This is a genomic window from Bradyrhizobium sp. Crot121, from assembly GCF_059512385.1.
Genome location: NZ_JCAMOR010000001.1, coordinates 1 through 16336, shown reverse-complemented (window position 1 = coordinate 16336; position 16336 = coordinate 1). Strand labels below are relative to the sequence as shown.

General features: G+C 63.8%; 13 protein-coding genes. 9 read left to right on the top strand and 4 right to left on the bottom strand.

Going from position 1 to position 16336, the window contains the following annotated elements; all coding sequences use genetic code 11:
* Positions 1-122 precede the first annotated feature (122 nt).
* Genes AC5ZGW_RS00065 through AC5ZGW_RS00055 form a run of 3 tightly spaced genes read right to left on the bottom strand, consistent with a single transcriptional unit; the run spans position 123 to position 4829 of the window.
* A complete protein-coding gene (locus tag AC5ZGW_RS00065) occupies positions 123-533 on the bottom strand; it encodes a thioesterase family protein (RefSeq protein ID WP_028162156.1) in 411 nt (136 codons plus the stop codon).
* Positions 534-543: 10 nt separating this feature from the next.
* A complete protein-coding gene (locus AC5ZGW_RS00060; RefSeq protein ID WP_130227867.1) occupies positions 544-3657 on the bottom strand; it encodes an efflux RND transporter permease subunit in 3114 nt (1037 codons plus the stop codon).
* Positions 3654-4829 (bottom strand): efflux RND transporter periplasmic adaptor subunit, encoded by a 1176-nt coding sequence (locus AC5ZGW_RS00055; RefSeq protein ID WP_165435367.1) that lies wholly within the window; start codon positions 4827-4829, stop codon positions 3654-3656. The genes AC5ZGW_RS00060 and AC5ZGW_RS00055 overlap by 4 nt, the downstream gene beginning before the upstream one ends.
* Before the next feature lie 950 nt (positions 4830-5779).
* Between AC5ZGW_RS00055 and AC5ZGW_RS00050 the strand changes: the two genes are divergently transcribed.
* Positions 5780-6616 (top strand): helix-turn-helix transcriptional regulator, encoded by an 837-nt coding sequence (locus AC5ZGW_RS00050; protein WP_245474884.1) that lies wholly within the window; start codon positions 5780-5782, stop codon positions 6614-6616.
* A 61-nt stretch (positions 6617-6677) separates the two neighbouring features.
* Here AC5ZGW_RS00050 and AC5ZGW_RS00045 read toward each other — a convergent pair whose 3' ends face one another.
* On the bottom strand, positions 6678-7028 hold the full coding sequence (locus AC5ZGW_RS00045) for a hypothetical protein (protein WP_130227869.1): 351 nt from the start codon (positions 7026-7028) through the stop codon (positions 6678-6680).
* 230 nt (positions 7029-7258) lie between these two features.
* Between AC5ZGW_RS00045 and AC5ZGW_RS00040 the strand changes: the two genes are divergently transcribed.
* The 8 genes from AC5ZGW_RS00040 to AC5ZGW_RS00005 all read left to right on the top strand — a co-directional run bounded on the left by AC5ZGW_RS00040 (position 7259) and on the right by AC5ZGW_RS00005 (position 15941).
* Positions 7259-8464, top strand: a complete 1206-nt coding sequence (locus tag AC5ZGW_RS00040) for an MHYT domain-containing protein (RefSeq protein ID WP_496113845.1) — start codon at positions 7259-7261, stop codon at positions 8462-8464.
* A 174-nt stretch (positions 8465-8638) separates the two neighbouring features.
* Positions 8639-9502, top strand: coding sequence for an FAD binding domain-containing protein (locus AC5ZGW_RS00035; RefSeq protein ID WP_130230922.1), 864 nt, complete (start codon positions 8639-8641; stop codon positions 9500-9502).
* Between the two features lie 13 nt (positions 9503-9515).
* Positions 9516-10016: a (2Fe-2S)-binding protein gene (locus tag AC5ZGW_RS00030; RefSeq protein ID WP_028162161.1), complete on the top strand. Its 501-nt coding sequence runs from the start codon at positions 9516-9518 to the stop codon at positions 10014-10016.
* On the top strand, positions 10013-12433 hold the full coding sequence (locus tag AC5ZGW_RS00025; protein WP_130230924.1) for an aerobic carbon-monoxide dehydrogenase large subunit: 2421 nt from the start codon (positions 10013-10015) through the stop codon (positions 12431-12433). Before AC5ZGW_RS00030 ends, AC5ZGW_RS00025 begins: the two co-directional genes overlap by 4 nt.
* Positions 12434-13306 (top strand): AAA family ATPase, encoded by an 873-nt coding sequence (locus tag AC5ZGW_RS00020; RefSeq protein WP_130230926.1) that lies wholly within the window; start codon positions 12434-12436, stop codon positions 13304-13306.
* Positions 13303-14511: a vWA domain-containing protein gene (locus tag AC5ZGW_RS00015; protein ID WP_130230928.1), complete on the top strand. Its 1209-nt coding sequence runs from the start codon at positions 13303-13305 to the stop codon at positions 14509-14511. The genes AC5ZGW_RS00020 and AC5ZGW_RS00015 overlap by 4 nt, the downstream gene beginning before the upstream one ends.
* Before the next feature lie 76 nt (positions 14512-14587).
* The gene (locus AC5ZGW_RS00010; RefSeq protein ID WP_130230930.1) at positions 14588-15415 is read left to right on the top strand and encodes an XdhC family protein; all 828 of its coding nucleotides are present in this window, start codon (positions 14588-14590) and stop codon (positions 15413-15415) included.
* Positions 15416-15434: 19 nt separating this feature from the next.
* Positions 15435-15941 carry an SRPBCC family protein gene (locus AC5ZGW_RS00005; protein WP_130230932.1) on the top strand — a complete coding sequence of 169 codons (507 nt, stop codon included), beginning with the start codon at positions 15435-15437 and terminating at the stop codon, positions 15939-15941.
* The last annotated feature ends 395 nt before the right edge of the window (positions 15942-16336 follow it).

The window sequence follows — 16336 nt, the reverse complement described above, 5'->3', positions numbered from 1 at the left end:
TTGCACTCGCGGAGGCTCCCCCTCACCCGGAATTCAAGCTTCGCTTGAATTCCGACCTCTCTCCGCAAGCGGGGGCGAGGTGGAGGTCCCGAGATCTGGTCTCGTGCTCCGCTAAAGAGGACTCACGCAGCCGCATTCTCATTCACGCCGAACCGCTTCTCGAATTCTGCGACGTTGACGATGCCGCGGCGGTGGGTGCCTTCGCCGATCTTGCGCTCCTCGTTCCAGGCTTCGACGGCGAACAGGATGTGCCTGGAATCGAGCTCGGTGACGCGGGCGGTCGCGCGTACGGTCTGGCCGATCGGAGTTGCCGCGAGATGGCGGACGTTCACCTCCATGCCAACGCTGACAAATCCCTTCGGCAGCGCCGCTGAGATGGCGGCACCTGCGGCGATCTCCATGTGCAGGATCATCATCGGCGTCGCATAGACCCGCGGCATGCCTGGGACGAAATGTCCGACCGTAAGTTCCGGCGTCACGATGATCATCGTCTCCGCGGTCATGTCGAGCTTCAATAATTCACGTGCATCCATATCCACTTCCTTATTCTGCGGCTGCCGCGACCACTTTCTTGGCGGGCCGTTTGCCGATACTGCCGAGCCATTGGCCCAGCCTGTCGAGATAGAGATAGACCACCGGGGTCGTGTACAGGGTCAGGACCTGCGACAGCAACAGGCCGCCGACGATGGTGTAGCCGAGCGGCTGGCGCAGCTCCGACCCGGTGCCGGTTCCGACCATCAGCGGCACGCCGCCGAGCAGCGCCGCCATCGTCGTCATCAGGATCGGCCGGAACCGCATGGTGCAGGACCGATAGATCGCCTCTTCCGGGCTCAAGCCCTCATTGCGCTCGACCTCGAGCGCGAAGTCGACCAGCATGATGCCGTTCTTCTTGACGATGCCGATCAGGAGGATGATGCCGATAATGGCAATGACGGTGAGATCCATGCGCACGGCCATCAGCAGCAATAGCGCACCGATGCCCGCCGAAGGCAGCGTCGATAGGATCGTGATCGGATGGATGAAGCTCTCATAGAGCACGCCCAGAATAATGTAGATGACGATCAGCGCCACGCCGATCAACAGCGGGGTGCCCGACAGCGACGACTGGAAGGCTTGCGCGTTGCCCTGGAACGACGTCGCGAGCGAGGCCGGCTTGCCGGTTTCCTTTTCGATGTTCTGAATGCCGCTCACCGCCTCGCCCAGCGACGCGCTGGGCTTCAGGTTAAACGAGATGGTGACCGACGGGAACATGCTCTGATGGTTGATCAAGATCGGCGCCGGCTTGATCTCGCTCTTGACGAGCTGGCTGAGCGGGACCTGCTGGCCGCTCGCGGAATTCACGTAGATGTCCTTCAGCGCCTCGGGCCCGTACTGGAAGCTCGGATAGACCTCCATCACGACGTGATACTGGTTCAGCGCGGTGAACATGGTCGAGACGATGCGCTGGCCGAAGGCGTCATCCAGCGTGTTGTCGATGGCGGAGGGAAGGATGCCGAAGCTCGACGCTATTTCACGATTGACGGTGACGTCCAGCATCGGACCGGCGTTGGCCTGATCGCTGGCGACGTCGGTGACGAACGGCAGGCTCCTGATCCGTTCGAGGAAGATGGCCGACCAATGCGTCAGCTCGTTCGAATCCGCGTCGGTCAACGTGTACTGATATTGGGTCTTCGACAGCCGCGCGCCGATGGTGATGTCCTGCGCGGCCTGCATGTAGAGGGTGATGCCCTGGATGTGCGCGAGCTGCGGCCTCAGCCGATTGATGATCTCGTCCGCGCTCGCCTTGCGCTGTGGCTTGGGCTTCAGCATGATGAAGATGCGGCCCTGATTGAGCGTCGCGGTCGGCCCGCCCGGCCCGATATAGCTCGCCACCGAATCGATCGCGGGGTCCTTCAGCAGCGTGTCGACCAGCACCTGCTGCCGCTCCGACATCGCCGGGAACGAGATATCCTGCGCGGCTTCGGTGATGCCGACGATCTGGCCGGTGTCTTCCTGCGGGAAGAAGCCTTTCGGAATGACGACGTAGAGAAATCCCGTCAGCCCGATCGTACTCAGCATCACCATCAACGTAACGAACCGATGGCGCAGCACGACCTTCAGGCCGCGGGCATAAAGCGCGAGCAGGGAATCGAAACCCCACTCGAAGGCGAGGTAGATCCTGCCATGTTTCTTGTGGCTGTCGTCCTTCAGGAGCCGCGAGCACATCATCGGTGTCAGCGTCAGCGAGATCACGAGCGACAGTATCAGTGCGGCGGTGATCGTGATCGCGAACTCCTGGAACAGCTTGCCGACATAGCCGCCCATCAGGAACAGCGGGATGAACACCGCGATCAGCGACAGGGTGATGGAGACGATCGTGAATCCGATTTCGGCCGAACCCTTGAGCGCGGCCTGCATTGGGGTAAGGCCCTTCTCGAGATGGCGCACGATATTCTCAATGACGACGACGGCATCGTCGACGACGAAGCCGACCGCGATCGACAGCGCCATCAGCGACAAATTGTCGAGGCTGTAGCCGAGCACGTAGAGGACCGCGAAGGTGCCGATCAGCGATAGCGGAACGGTGACAGCGGGAATCACGGTTGCCCAGAGATTGCGCAGGAACAGGAAGATCACCATCACCACCAGAGCTACCGTCAGCATCAGCGTGAACTGGACGTCGGCGACGGCGGCGCGGATGGTGGTGGTGCGATCGGCCGCGATCGTCACCTTGATCGCGGGCGGAATGGATGCCTGAAGCGTTGGCAATAGCTTCTTGATGCGGTCCACGGTCTCGATGACATTGGCGCCGGGCACGCGCTGGACCGCGAGGATGATCGCCGGCTGCTTGTCATACCACCCGGCCAGCAGGTCGTTTTCCGGAGCCTCGATCGCCTTGCCGATATCCCGAATCCGCACCGGAGAGCCGTTGCGATAGGCGATGATCAACTCGTCATAGGCGGCGGGATTGAGTAACTGATCGTTGGTGTTGAGCGTGTAGGTCACGCGCGGGCTGTTGAGCGTTCCCTTCGGCAGATCGACATTGGCGCCGGCGATGACGGTGCGGACATCCTCAAGGCTTATTCCCCTTGCGGCGAGCGCCTGCGGATTGACCTGAATGCGGATGGCGGGCTTCTGCTGACCGCCGATGCCGACCAGGCCGACGCCGGGAATCTGCGAGATCTTCGGCAGCAGGATGTTCTCGGCATAGGCATCGACCGTGGTCATCGGCAGCGATTCCGAGGTCAGCGCGATCAGCATGATCGGCGTCTCGGCCGGATTCACTTTCCGGATCGTTGGTGGGTAGGGAATATTCTGCGGCAGATAGGGGCTTGCGGCATTGATCGCCGAGAGCACGTCGACGGCGGCGCTGTCGACAGTGCGCGAGAGCTCGAACTGGACGACAACCTGGGCGACGCCGAGCGCGCTCGATGACGTCAGTTGGGTGACGCCGGGGATCTGGCTCAATTGCTGCTCGAGGGGCGTCGCGACAGAAGATGCGATCGTCTGCGGATCGGCGCCGGGCAGTTGCGCCGAGATCTGGATCGTCGGGTAGTTGACGTTCGGCAGTGCGCCGACCGGCAACAGCGGATAGGCGGCAAGTCCACACAGCAACAGCCCGGCCATCAAGAGGACGGTCGCGATCGGCCGGGCGATGAAAGGCGCCGAGAGGTTCATGGAATGGCCTTTTGCACCGAGCTTTGCAGATCGGCTTCGGTTGCGGCCTTGCCGTGCAATTCCTTGACGCGGCTGCCCTGCTGCAATCTGTATTGGCCATCGACCACGACGGTCTCATTGGCCTTGAGGCCGTCATCGATCAGTGCCTGCCCCTGGCTGATCTGGCCGACCTTCACGGAGCGCAACTGCGCGGTCCCATCCGGCGTCACCACGTAGACATAGGAGCCGTTCTGGCCTTGCTGGACCGCGGAAGCGGCGATGGTCAGCCCGTCTTTGCGGGTTTCAAGCAGCAGGTTGACGTTGACGAGCTGGCCGGGCCAGAGCCGATGCGCGGCATTCGGGAATTCGGCCTTGAGCTGGATGCTGCCGGTCGTCTGCACGATCTCGTTGTCGACGAGGAGCAGCTTGCCTTCATCCAGCTTGATCTTGTTGTCCTGACTGTAGGCGATCACCTTCAGCGGACCCTTGGCCATCTCCTCTTGGATTCGCGGCAGATAGCTTTCCGGCAGCGTGAAGATCAGTGAAATCGGTTCGATCTGGGTGACGACCACGAGGCCGTTCGGATCGGTCGGGTGAATGATGTTGCCGACGTCGATCTGGCGCACGCCGGTCACGCCGGGAATTGGCGAGGTCAAGCGCGTGTAGCTGAGCTGGATCTTGGCCTCGTCGATCTGGGCCTGATCCGCCTTCACCGCGCTCTGCAACTGCGCTACCTGCGCCTGCTGGGTCTGGATCAGTTGCGGGGTGGCATAGCCCTTGTTACCGAGCTGGGTGTACCGCGACAGATTGGCCTGTGCGTTCTCGAGCTGCGCGTTGTCGCGGGCGAGGTTCGCGGTCAGTTGCTCGATCTCCGCCTGATAAGGCCGCGGATCGATTTGCGCCAACAGATCGCCGGCCTTGACGGTTTGTCCTTCGACGAAGGTGATTTGCGTGATCTGTCCCTGGATTTGGCTGCGCACTAAGTCTGTATTGTAGGCGATCACCGTGCCGACGCCGGTCAGATAGATCGGGACATTGCTGCTGGCGACGGTCGTCGCGACCACCGGGATCGGCGCCGGCTCCGGCACTGCGGCGGCTTGCTCTGACGTCAGCGGGCGCTTGAAGTGCCAGAACCCGCCGCCCGCCAGCACCACGAGCAGAACGGCCACTGCGATCGCGATCTTTCGCTTCACGGCATGCCTCGTAAATGTGTTTGTCTCAACAGCCGCCTGGTGCCGCCGTCGTTGTTGTCGTGCCATCGGCCGGACAAGGTAGCGCTTCGGCCGGAGGCGAAGAGCCTACTGGCGATGACGCAGGTGACGGGAACGACAGCGCCGGACTGAGACCCGCACTGCCCAGTTCAGTCGAGCCCAAGGGAACTCCGATCGGTCCCACGGATGACGATGTCGACGTCATGGGACGCACGATGCTCGTCGTCCCGTGCGCGCCGCAGCCGGCCGAGGAATGTCCCGACAGCCCGCCGCCATCGAAAACCGCTCCCGGTTTGCTGGCGGTGAAACAGTTTTCGTTTCCGAAACTCATGGCGGCGCCGGATTGCGGCAGCACCGGGCTCGTGCCGGGTGTTGCAAGTTCGGTGGAGCCCAGCGGAATGCCTGCCGGCCGGATGGCGGAACCCGTTGCCGAACCGAGCGGCGAGGCGAGGTTCGGAAATGGCTGCACGCCAGGCGTCGCTGCCTGCGCGGTCGCGGGTTCGAGCGAAATCGATTCGACGGCGAGCCACAGCGAAATGCAAGCAGCGAGTGCGGCGATTAGGGATCGTCGTCCGGACGTGCGCGAAAGCTGGTTTCGCCTCGACCGAAGCGGACCTGTCATAGGACGGCTCTCCGGAGGTTAAGCTCTCCGAAAAGTTACTTCCCGCCTTCCGCGACGGTATTTCAAGAACGCACGCCCTACCCGTCGAACGCACGCAGCAGATACCAAGGTATGATCGCCTTAGCCCCACAATATACGTACGTGAAAACGCCCGTAGAATGGAGCGAGCGGCGGTGCTAGATATTCTCCAAGGCACAAGTCGGAATGCGGCCGCTCCGAGGAGAGACGCTCAAGGAAGAGTGATCTCTCGATTGGTAACGTGTACAGGCCTTCCGGCGTACGGTCACCATGGCGACAGAGAGATGGTACCATGCCGCAGATTCAGCTTCGACGAGATGACAACGTTCACTTCAACGATGGTCTGCCGGTTCACGCGACTGTCCATGAAACACCATATCACCGCAAGACAGCCGCAGCTGAACGTCTCAATAAGTCGACGCAGGCCGCGGTGCTGCTGCCCGGCCGTCCTGTCGTCGATGACAGGATGGCGCTTGCCTTTGAACGCCTGCACCTCGTGCTCGCGATCGCAGCGCAAGGTCATGCGGAAGGGAATGCAGCTGAGCGCGACGCGCTGCTGAACGCCGCCAGCAGCCTCGATGTCTTCCAGCACAAGGCCGCGATCGAACGGCTCAAGGATCCCGTCATCAAATGCCTGTCGGATGCGCTCGCGGACACAGGGCAGGCCTATGACCGCCATGCCGGAATTCGCGCCGATGCGCTGCGGCTCGCCGTGGCCATCAGGTTGCTTGGGTTGCAGGCCGAGAACGGGTCATTCGTCAATGATCGAGCTGTCACGACGGTTCCTGCCGAGCGACCGGTCGGGGGATTGCAGAAGTGGCGGCTGAAGCGTGTCGCCGAATATGTCGACAGCCATCTGTCGAAGAAGATCACGCTCTCGGATCTGGCGGTCGTTGCGGGATTGAGCCGGATGCATTTTGCTTCGCAATTCCGGATCGCGACTGGCCTTCGGCCGCACGAATATCTGCTGCGACAGCGCATCCGCCGCGCCGACGAACTGCTTCGGCACACGACGATGACGATCGTCGAGGTTGCCCTGAGCGTCGGATTCCAGACCCAGGCTCATTTCACCACGGTGTTCAAGCGGATCGCGGGAAGCACGCCGGCTCAGTGGCGCGCGCTCCGTTAACGGCTAGGCCTCCGGCTACGCTCATTCGGCAGTCGCACGCCGTGCGGCCACCTGTGACGGCTCATCGCGCCGCCGCGAGCGCACGTGTGGCCTTGTCGAGTTGGGCGTTGCATTGCGCGGCATCCCCTGCGCGATCGGCGGCACGGGCAAGATTGAGCGCATTGAGCACGCGTTGGAGACGCCGCCCATATTTGCCTTCGGTGGCGGCGATCGATCGCGGCGTCGGCTGGTAGTTGCGCGTCGCGTCGAGACTCTCCTTCTGCCAACCCCCGGCGCCGGCGCGTTTCTCGATCGCGGCATCGGCCTGGGCTTGAACGCGCGCGATCGAGTCCTCGCAGGGACCGGCATGGCTTGGCGGAATCGTCAGAAGCAGGATGAGGATGGCGGCCCCGAACGGCGCGACCTTTTCCATGGGTTCGTCTCCTTGTGTGCGGCCAACCGTTACTTGGTTACCAAATGACAACGTTCGTGACGATGTCTTTCGCAATTGAACGTGCACGCGCGACCATAGGCTTTTCGAGATAACATCGCATCTGCGAAGGGAACAGGGCGTTGCTGCAGCGGTAGACTGTCTCTAACTGTCCGGTTATGTAGGGAGGCTAGGGAGGGGCCAGCCCGTGGAGACGGGCGGCCGAGACGATCATGTTCGAAGGACACGATCCCTATCTCGTCGCGCTGTCGGTGGCGATCGCGATCCTGGGTGGATATACGGGCTTCAGCCTGGCGGCGCGGATTCGCGGCACGCCGGGAGGCAGCAACCGCATCCTGCTCGCGGGCGCCGCCGCGTTTCTGGCTGTTGGCATCTGGACCATGCATTTCGTCGGCATGCTGGCGGCCCCGCTGCCGCCCGACACCGTCTATCTGGTCCTGCCCACGATCATCTCCTTTCTGATCTGCGCGCTGGTGGTCGGCATCTCCCTGTTCTTCGTCAGCATCGGCGAGCCGTCGCTCAGACGCGTGGCCTCGTCGGCCGTGTTGCTCGGCGCCGGGATCGCCAGCATGCATTATGTCGGCATCCACGGTCTGTCCGGTCGTTTCATGATCGAGCACGACGACGCATTCGTCCTGTTATCGGTGATCGTCGCGATGGTGACGGCCTATGGCGGCCTGCGCGCCTTCCTCGCGCAGCAGGAAGGCTTTCGACTGGTTGTCAGCTCGATTGCCTTCGGTGTTGCCGTCTCCGGCATGCATTATACGGCGATGGCGGGGATGCATTTCGCACCGCTTGCGGCGGGGACGCATCAGCATCTCGGCGGCGGACTTGCTGCGTCGCAACAAATCCTTTCGATCATCGTTGCCGTGCTCTGCTTCGTGATCGCGGCTGGCTTCCTGCTGTCGCTGGTGCCGGATCCGCGCCGCCAGAATCTGGTTCCGGCGATGGCCGGCGAGGTCGTGTTGCCTGCCGATGCGCTCGTGCCCGAAACGGTCGCGGCTGCCGCTGTTGCACCGCGGCTGAGCGCGGCGCCGCTCGGCGGTGTCGGCCGGCCGCCCCGTTCGGCGCCCGCGCCGCGGCTGCCGGTGGAGGGGGCCGACGGCACGCACTTTATAGATATCGCTGACGTGCGCAGCGTCCGGGCCGATGCGCATTATACCCGGGTGCATGACGGGACTCGGGAGCGGATGTGTCCGTGGTCGATCTCCGAGGCCGAGGCGCAGCTCGATCCCGCTCTGTTCATGCGGGTCCATCGCAGCCACATCGTCGCGATCCCGCATGTGGCCTTCGTCCGCAGGGAGGGCGATGGCGCGATCATCGAGCTCGACGGCACTTCGCCGCATCGCGTCCCCGTCAGCCGCGCCAAGATCGCCGAGGTCAAGGCGCGACTCGGTCTCAGCCGTCGCCATGCCTAGGCCCGGCTCCGGCCAATAGGTCGCTGTGGTTGACGCAATTCGTGTCCCGCCATCCGCATTTCGTGCGAAAAACCCCATTCCGTGCCCGAACGATTGCGGTCGGGAAAAACCGGAGAGACCGTCCCGCCAACGTCCACGCGCCCGACCGGCGCCAAAGGACGATTGGAGGAAACGATGATCCCGGGACCTTTCAGCTATCACCGGCCGGCAACCCTGGCCGACGCGGTCAAATTGCTGGCCGATCTGGGCGACGACGCCCGGCCACTGGCCGGCGGGCACAGCCTGGTGCCGATGATGAAGCTGCGGCTCGCCACGCCCACTCATCTGGTTGATCTTCACGGCGTCGCTGATCTCAAAGGCATGCGCCGCGACGGCGACACGATCGTGATCGGGGCAATGACCACCCAGCACGAGCTGCTGGCGTCCGGGGACATCCGCCAATCTCTGCCCATCCTGCAGGAGGCGGCAGCCCTGATCGCCGATCCCCAGGTGCGCTACCTCGGCACCATCGGCGGCAATGTCGCCAATGGCGATCCCGGGAACGACATGCCGGCGTTGATGATCGTGCTCGGCGCAAATTTCCGCCTGAGCGGACCCGGTGGTGAGCGCAAGGTCGCGGCGAGCGAATTCTATCAGGGTGCCTATTTCACCGCGCTCGAGCCCGGCGAAATCCTGACATCGATCTCCATTCCGGTGCCGCCGGCCGGTCACGGCTATGCCTACGAGAAGCTGAAGCGCAAGGTTGGCGATTACGCCACCGCTGCCGCAGCCGTCGTGCTGACCATGGCAGGCGGCAAGGTCGCGACCTGCGCGATCGGGCTGACCAATCTGCACGAGACGCCGCTGCTCGCGACGGACGCTGCCAACGCTGCGATCGGCAGCAATCTCGATGCGGCCACACTGAAGCAAGCCGCGTCCGCTGCGGAAGCGATCATGGCGCCGGCGGCCGACGCCCGAGGTCCGGTCGAATACCGCAAGCATGTCGGCGGCATCATGGTGATGCGCGCGCTGCAGCGCGCCGCTGGCCGTGCGGCATAGAGGGAGAGAACAGATGGCAAAGACGCATGTGACCATGAAAGTGAACGGCGCGGAGGTCGAAGGGCTGGTCGAGCCGCGGACGCTGCTCGTGCACTTCATTCGCGAGAATCTGCAGCTCACCGGCACCCATGTCGGCTGCGAGACCACCCATTGCGGCGCCTGCACCGTCGATCTCGACGGCATGTCGGTGAAGAGCTGCACGGTGTTCGCCGTGCAGGCCGACGGCTCCGAGATCACCACCGTCGAAGGCATGGCCAACCCCGACGGCTCGCTCTCGGCGCTGCAGGAAGGTTTCCGCATGATGCACGGCCTGCAATGCGGCTTCTGCACGCCCGGCATGATCATGCGCGCGCACCGGCTGTTACAGGAAAATCCGTCGCCGAGCGAGCAGGACATCCGCATGGGCATGTCAGGCAATCTCTGCCGCTGCACCGGGTACCAGAACATCGTTCGGGCGATCCAGTATGCCGCCGCCAAGCTCAACAATGTCGAATTCAAGGAGGCCGCGGAATGAACGAGATGACTCCCACGCGGGAACAACGCACCGCCGCGCTCGAAGGCATGGGCTGCAAGCGCAAGCGTGTCGAGGACATCCGCTTCACGCAAGGCAAGGGCAACTATGTCGACGACGTCAAGCTGCCGGGCATGCTGCATGGCGATTTCGTCCGCTCGCCGCACGCACATGCGCGCGTCAAGGCGATCAAGACTGAAGAGGCCCTGAAGGTACCGGGCGTGCTCGCGGTGATCACCGCCGAGACGCTGAAGACCGTTAACCTCGCCTGGATGCCGACGCTCGCCGGCGACGTGCAGATGGTGCTGGCCGACGGCAAGGTGCTGTTCCAGAACCAGGAGGTGGCCTTCGTGGTCGCGACCGACCGCTACGCCGCCGACGATGGCATCAACAAGGTCGAGGTCGAATACGAGCCGCTCCCGCCGCTGGTCGATCCGTTCAAGGCGATGGACCATAATGCGCCGGTGCTGCGCGAGGACCTCGCCGGCAAGACCACGGGCGCGCATGGGCCGCGCAAGCATCACAACCACATCTTCGAGTGGACGGTCGGCGACAAGGACCTGACCGATGCGGCGTTTCGCAAGGCCGAAGTCACGATCAAGGAGATGATCTCCTATCACCGTACTCATCCGTCGCCGCTCGAGACCTGTCAGTGCGTGTGCTCCTTTGACAAGGTCAAGGGCGAGCTGACGATCTGGGGCACCTTCCAGGCCCCGCATGTGATCCGCACCGTGGTGTCGCTGATCGCCAAGCTGCCGGAGCAGAAGATCCACGTGATCGCGCCTGACATCGGCGGCGGCTTCGGCAACAAGGTCGGTGCTTACCCCGGCTATATCTGCGCGGCGGTCGCTTCCATCGTCACCGGCAAGCCGGTGAAATGGGTCGAGGACCGGATCGAGAATTTGACCGCGACATCCTTTGCGCGCGACTACCACATGACGACCGAGATCGCGGCGACGAAGGAGGGCAAGGTCACCGGCCTTCGCGTCCATGTGCTCGCCGATCACGGCGCGTTCGATGCCTGCGCCGACCCGTCGAAATGGCCCGCCGGTTTCTTCAACATTGTCACCGGCTCCTATGACTTCCCGACCGCGCATCTGACGGTCGACGGCGTCTACACCAACAAGGCGCCGGGCGGCGTCGCCTATCGCTGCTCCTTCCGCGTCACCGAGGCGGCCTATTGCATCGAGCGCGCGATGAACATTCTGGCGCAGAAGCTCGGCATGGACCCTGCTGAGCTGCGGCTGAAGAATTTCATCAAGCCGGAGCAGTTTCCTTATCACTCGGCGCTCGGCTGGGAGTACGACTCCGGCGACTATCACACCGCCATGCGCAAGATGATGGAGACGACCGACTACGCCGCACTCCGCCAGGAGCAGGCGGACAAGCGCGCGGCCTTCAAGCGCGGCGAGACCCGCGAGATCATGGGACTCGGCGTCTCCTTCTTCACCGAAATCGTCGGCGCCGGCCCGTCGAAGAATTGCGACATCCTGGGCATCGCGATGTTCGACTCCTGCGAGATCCGCATGCACCCGACCGGTGCGGGCATCGCGCGGATGGGGACCAAGAGCCAAGGCCAAGGGCACGAGACCACATGGGCTCAGATCATCGCCACCGAGATCGGTATTCCCGCCGACAACATCCAGGTCGAGGAGGGTAACACCGACACCGCGCCATACGGGCTCGGCACCTACGGCTCGCGCTCGACGCCAGTCGCAGGCGCTGCGATCGCGATGGCGGCGCGCAAGATCAAGGCGAAGGCGCAGATGATCGCCGCCTACAAGCTCGAAGTCCATGAAGATGATCTCGAGTTCGATATCGACGGCTTCCGCGTCAAGGGGTTGCCGGAGAAGTTCATGTCGATGAAGGATATCTGCTGGGCCGCCTACAATTCCGTGCCGCCGGGCATGGAGCCGGGGCTGGAGGCGGTGAGCTATTACGATCCGCCCAACATGACCTATCCGTTCGGTGCTTATCTCTGCGTGATGGACATCGATGTCGATACCGGCGTCTACAAGGTCCGGCGCTTCTATGCGCTCGACGATTGCGGCACGCGGATAAATCCGATGATCATCGAAGGCCAGGTGCATGGCGGGCTCACCGAAGCCTTCGCGATCGCGATGGGCCAGGAGATCCGCTACGACGACACTGGCAACGTCGTGACTGGCTCGTTCATGGACTTCTTCATGCCGACCATGGTGGAGACGCCGCATTGGGAGACCGACTTCACGGTGACGCCGTCGCCGCATCATCCGATCGGCGCCAAGGGCGTCGGCGAGAGCCCGAATGTCGGCGGCGTGCCGGCGTTCTCCAACGCCGTTAACGATGCCTTCTCGTTCCTCGGCTCGACCCACATCCAGATGCCGCACGACTTCTGGCGCAACTGGAAGGCGGCGAAGACTCTCGGAGCGGTTGCCTAGATGAAGGGACGTGAGGAGATCGCGCAAGCGCTGGCCGCATCGGGTTACGTCGCCGATGCGGAGCTGGCGACCGCGATCTCGCTGATGCGATTGCTGCGGCGTCCGCTGCTGCTCGAGGGCGAGGCGGGCGTCGGCAAGACCGAGGTCGCGAAAGCGCTGGCGCAGGCGTATTCGACCGAGCTGATCCGCCTGCAATGCTATGAGGGGCTCGACCAGTCGGCCGCGCTCTACGAATGGAACTACCAGCGGCAGCTCTTGGCGATCCAGGCGCATCAAGGCGAGGATGCCGATGCGGTCGAGGACCGGATCTTCTCCGAGAAGTATCTTCTCGAACGGCCGCTGCTCGCCGCGATCCGCCGCGCGCAGGCGCCGGTGCTGCTGATCGACGAGATCGACCGCGCCGATGACGAGTTCGAGGCGTTCCTGCTCGAACTGCTGTCGGACTTCCAGGTCTCGATCCCCGAGCTCGGAACCGTCTCCGCCGTCACGATCCCGCATGTCGTGCTGACGTCCAACGGCACGCGCGAGCTTTCGGATGCGTTGCGGCGACGCTGTCTCTACCATTATGTCGACTACCCCGATGTCGACCGCGAGACGCGCATCATCCTGGCGCGGATCGAGAACGCGAGCCCGTCGCTGGCGCTGCAGATCGCGCGCATGGTGCAGGCGATCCGCAAGGAGGATCTGCGCAAGGTCCCCGGCGTCGCCGAGACGCTGGACTGGGCGGCGGCGCTGGTCGGCCTCGATATCCGCGATCTCAACGATGCGCCGGAGACGGTGCATGAGACGTTGATCTGCCTGCTGAAGACTCATGAGGATCGCGCCCGCTTCGCACCTGAGGTGACACAGCGCCTGCTAGGGAAGGTCGGATGAGCTGCTGTGGCACCAATCCGGGCTTTGAGGAGATCGACGAGGTCTCGCGGCTGGTCTCGGGTCGGCTTGCAGCCTTTCTCCGCACGCTGCGCGACAACGGCTTTCGCATCGGCCTTGCCGAGGGCCGCGATGCCGCGGCGCTGATGGCCGAAGGCTATGCGGCGCGGCCCGGATCGTTGCGGTCGGCGTTCAAGCATCTGTTCTCGGCGCGGAAGTCGGATTGGGAGAAATTCGACGGGCTGTTCGATGCGTTCTGGCTCGGCAAGCGGGCGCGTTCGCGATCGCGGACCATGGCATCGGGGCAGGCGGCGAACAGTCCATCGCTCAAGCGCCTGCAGGAGGGCCAACCTGCGCCGGGCGGTGGCCAATCCGCGACTGACCAGGTGCCGTCGTCCGACGATGTGCCCGAAGGACGCAGCGGTGAGGGACGGATGGAAGGCGCTTCGCGAGCGGAAAATCTCGCCGAGGTCGATTTCCGCAAGCTCGCCGATCCCGACCAGGTTGCGCAGGCGCATGAGGCTGCAGCGCAACTCGCCAAGGTCATGCGTACGCGATTGACGCGGCGGGATCTTGCGCGGCGGCGCGGCTATCGGCTCGATCTGCGCCGCACCATCCACCGCAATATCAATCATGGCGGCGTGCCGATCAGCCTGGTGAAGCGGCAGCGCAAGGACAAGCCGCTGCGGCTGATCGTGCTCTTGGATGCGTCGGGTTCGATGAGCATGTACACCAGCGTGTTCCTGCGCTTCATCCACGGCGTGCTCGATGAATTCCGCGAGGCCGAGGCATTCCTGTTTCATACCCGTCTCGCTTACGTCTCCGACGCCATGAAGGAGAAGGACGCCGGCCGCGCGCTCGACCGGCTCTCGATCATGGCGCAGGGCGCGGGCGGCGGCACAAAGATCGGCGAGAGCCTGCAGACGTTCAACCGCTGGTACGCCGCGCGCGTGATCCATTCGCGCAGTTGCGTGATGATCGTGTCCGACGGCTACGAGACCGGCGATGCGGCGCTGCTCGGCCGCGAGATGGCGGCGCTTGCACGGCGCTGCCGCCGCATCGTCTGGCTCAATCCGATGATGGCCTGGGAGGGTTATGCGCCGGAGGCGCTCGGCATCAAGGCGGCGCTGCCGCATGTCGATCTCTATGCGCCCGCCAACACGCTGCAGAGCCTGCGCGCGCTCGAGCCCTATCTGGCGAAGCTCTAGATTTTTGTTTTGACGCGTTTTCTTCACGCGAACCGGGTGTCCACTTCGCTCGAAAACGCTTTACGGGAGTTATCCGATGACCGCTCATGTCGAAGTCATGGATTTGGTCGCGCAGATGAAATCGGCCGAGCGGGCCTTCGTGCTCGCAACGGTGGTGCGCACGGTTTCGGTGACGGCGGCGAAGGCCGGCGCGAAGGCAATCATCGCGCCTGACGGCACCATCGTTGCGGGGTGGATCGGCGGCGGTTGCGCGCGAGCCGCTGTACTGAAGGCGGCGCGCGAAGCGCTCGCCGATGGCGTGCCGCGGATGGTGTCGGTGCAGCCGCAGGACCTGCTCGCCGAGCTCGGCGTCAAGGCCGGCGAGAGCCGCGGCGGCATCCGCTTCGCCAGCAACATGTGCCCCAGCCAAGGTACGATGGATATTTTCGTCGAGCCGGTATTGCCGCATCCCTCGCTCATCATCCTTGGCGCGAGCCCGGTGGCGCTGTCGCTGGCTGCGCAGGCGCGCACGCTCGGCTATCACGTCACGCTCGCCGCGCCCGCCGCCGATGTTGCCGCGTTGCCCGATGCCGACGAGCGGATCGACGGTTTCCAGTTGGGCGAGCTGAATGACGCGAAGCGCTTCATCGTGGTGTCGACGCAGGGAAAGGGTGATGAAGCCGCCTTGCGCGCGGCGGTCGCGATCGATGCCTGCTATCACGCTTTCGTCGGCAGCCGACGCAAGATGGCTTCGCTGCGCGCCAAGCTGATCGGCGAGGGCGTGGACGCTTCGCTGGTTGACCGCGTCAAGGCTCCGGCCGGCCTCGACCTCGGCGCCATCACGCCGGAGGAGATCGCGATGTCAATCCTGGCCGAGATCACGATCGAGCGGCGGCGCGGCCAGCGCTCGCCGGTTTCCGCCTGATATCATTGAGGACCTATTCATGCAGATGAACGACAGCCAGCGTATCCCCGCATCGAAGGAAAGGGTGTGGGCGATGCTGAACGATCCCGCGGTGCTCAAGCAGTGCATTCCCGGCTGCGAGCGCCTTGAGATGACGTCGCCAACCGAGATGACCGCGACCGTCGTCATCAAGGTCGGACCGGTGAAGGCTTCGTTCGGCGGCAAGGTGACGCTGTCCGATCTCGATCCGCCGAACAGTTATCGCATCTCGGGCGAAGGCTCCGGCGGCGTCGCCGGCTTCGCCAAGGGCGGCGCGACAGTGCGGCTGGAGGCGGAAAGCGTCGATGTCACGGTGCTGCATTACGAGGTCGATGCGCAGATCGGCGGCAAGCTCGCGCAGCTCGGCTCGCGGCTCATCGATTCCACGGCCAAGAAGCTCGCCGGCGAATTCTTCACGCGCTTCGCCGCTGCAGCGGGCGGGACGACGGATGCGGCTCCGGCGGAAGCAGGCGAGAAGAAGGGCTGGATCGCAAGCCTGATGTCGTGATGGCTTGCGCGAGAGGCCGTAGGGTGGGCAAAGGTGCGTAAGCGCCGTGCCCACAGTCAGGTACTCCGCTCGTGATGGTGGGCACGCTCTGCTTTGCCCGCCCTACGGCGTCGCCGCAAGTTCTGATTCAAATGTCAAACAGCGGAGCCTGTCGGATGGGTAGAGCGAAGCGAAACCCATCGCGATGGAGCAAGCGGCGCGAATGATGGGTTTCGCTGCGCTCTACCCATCCTACGTTTGATTCAAACAGCGTGAGGGATATGCGTTCGCATTCTCGCGGCGCTTTGCGCCCGAGGCTTGCTTCACTTTCCACCCTCTTCGATATCAGAGGGCGCAGGGAAAGCCGGGTGCTGGTTGCACCCGTGGGTCCCGTGCAACAAAAAGCACGGGGGTAG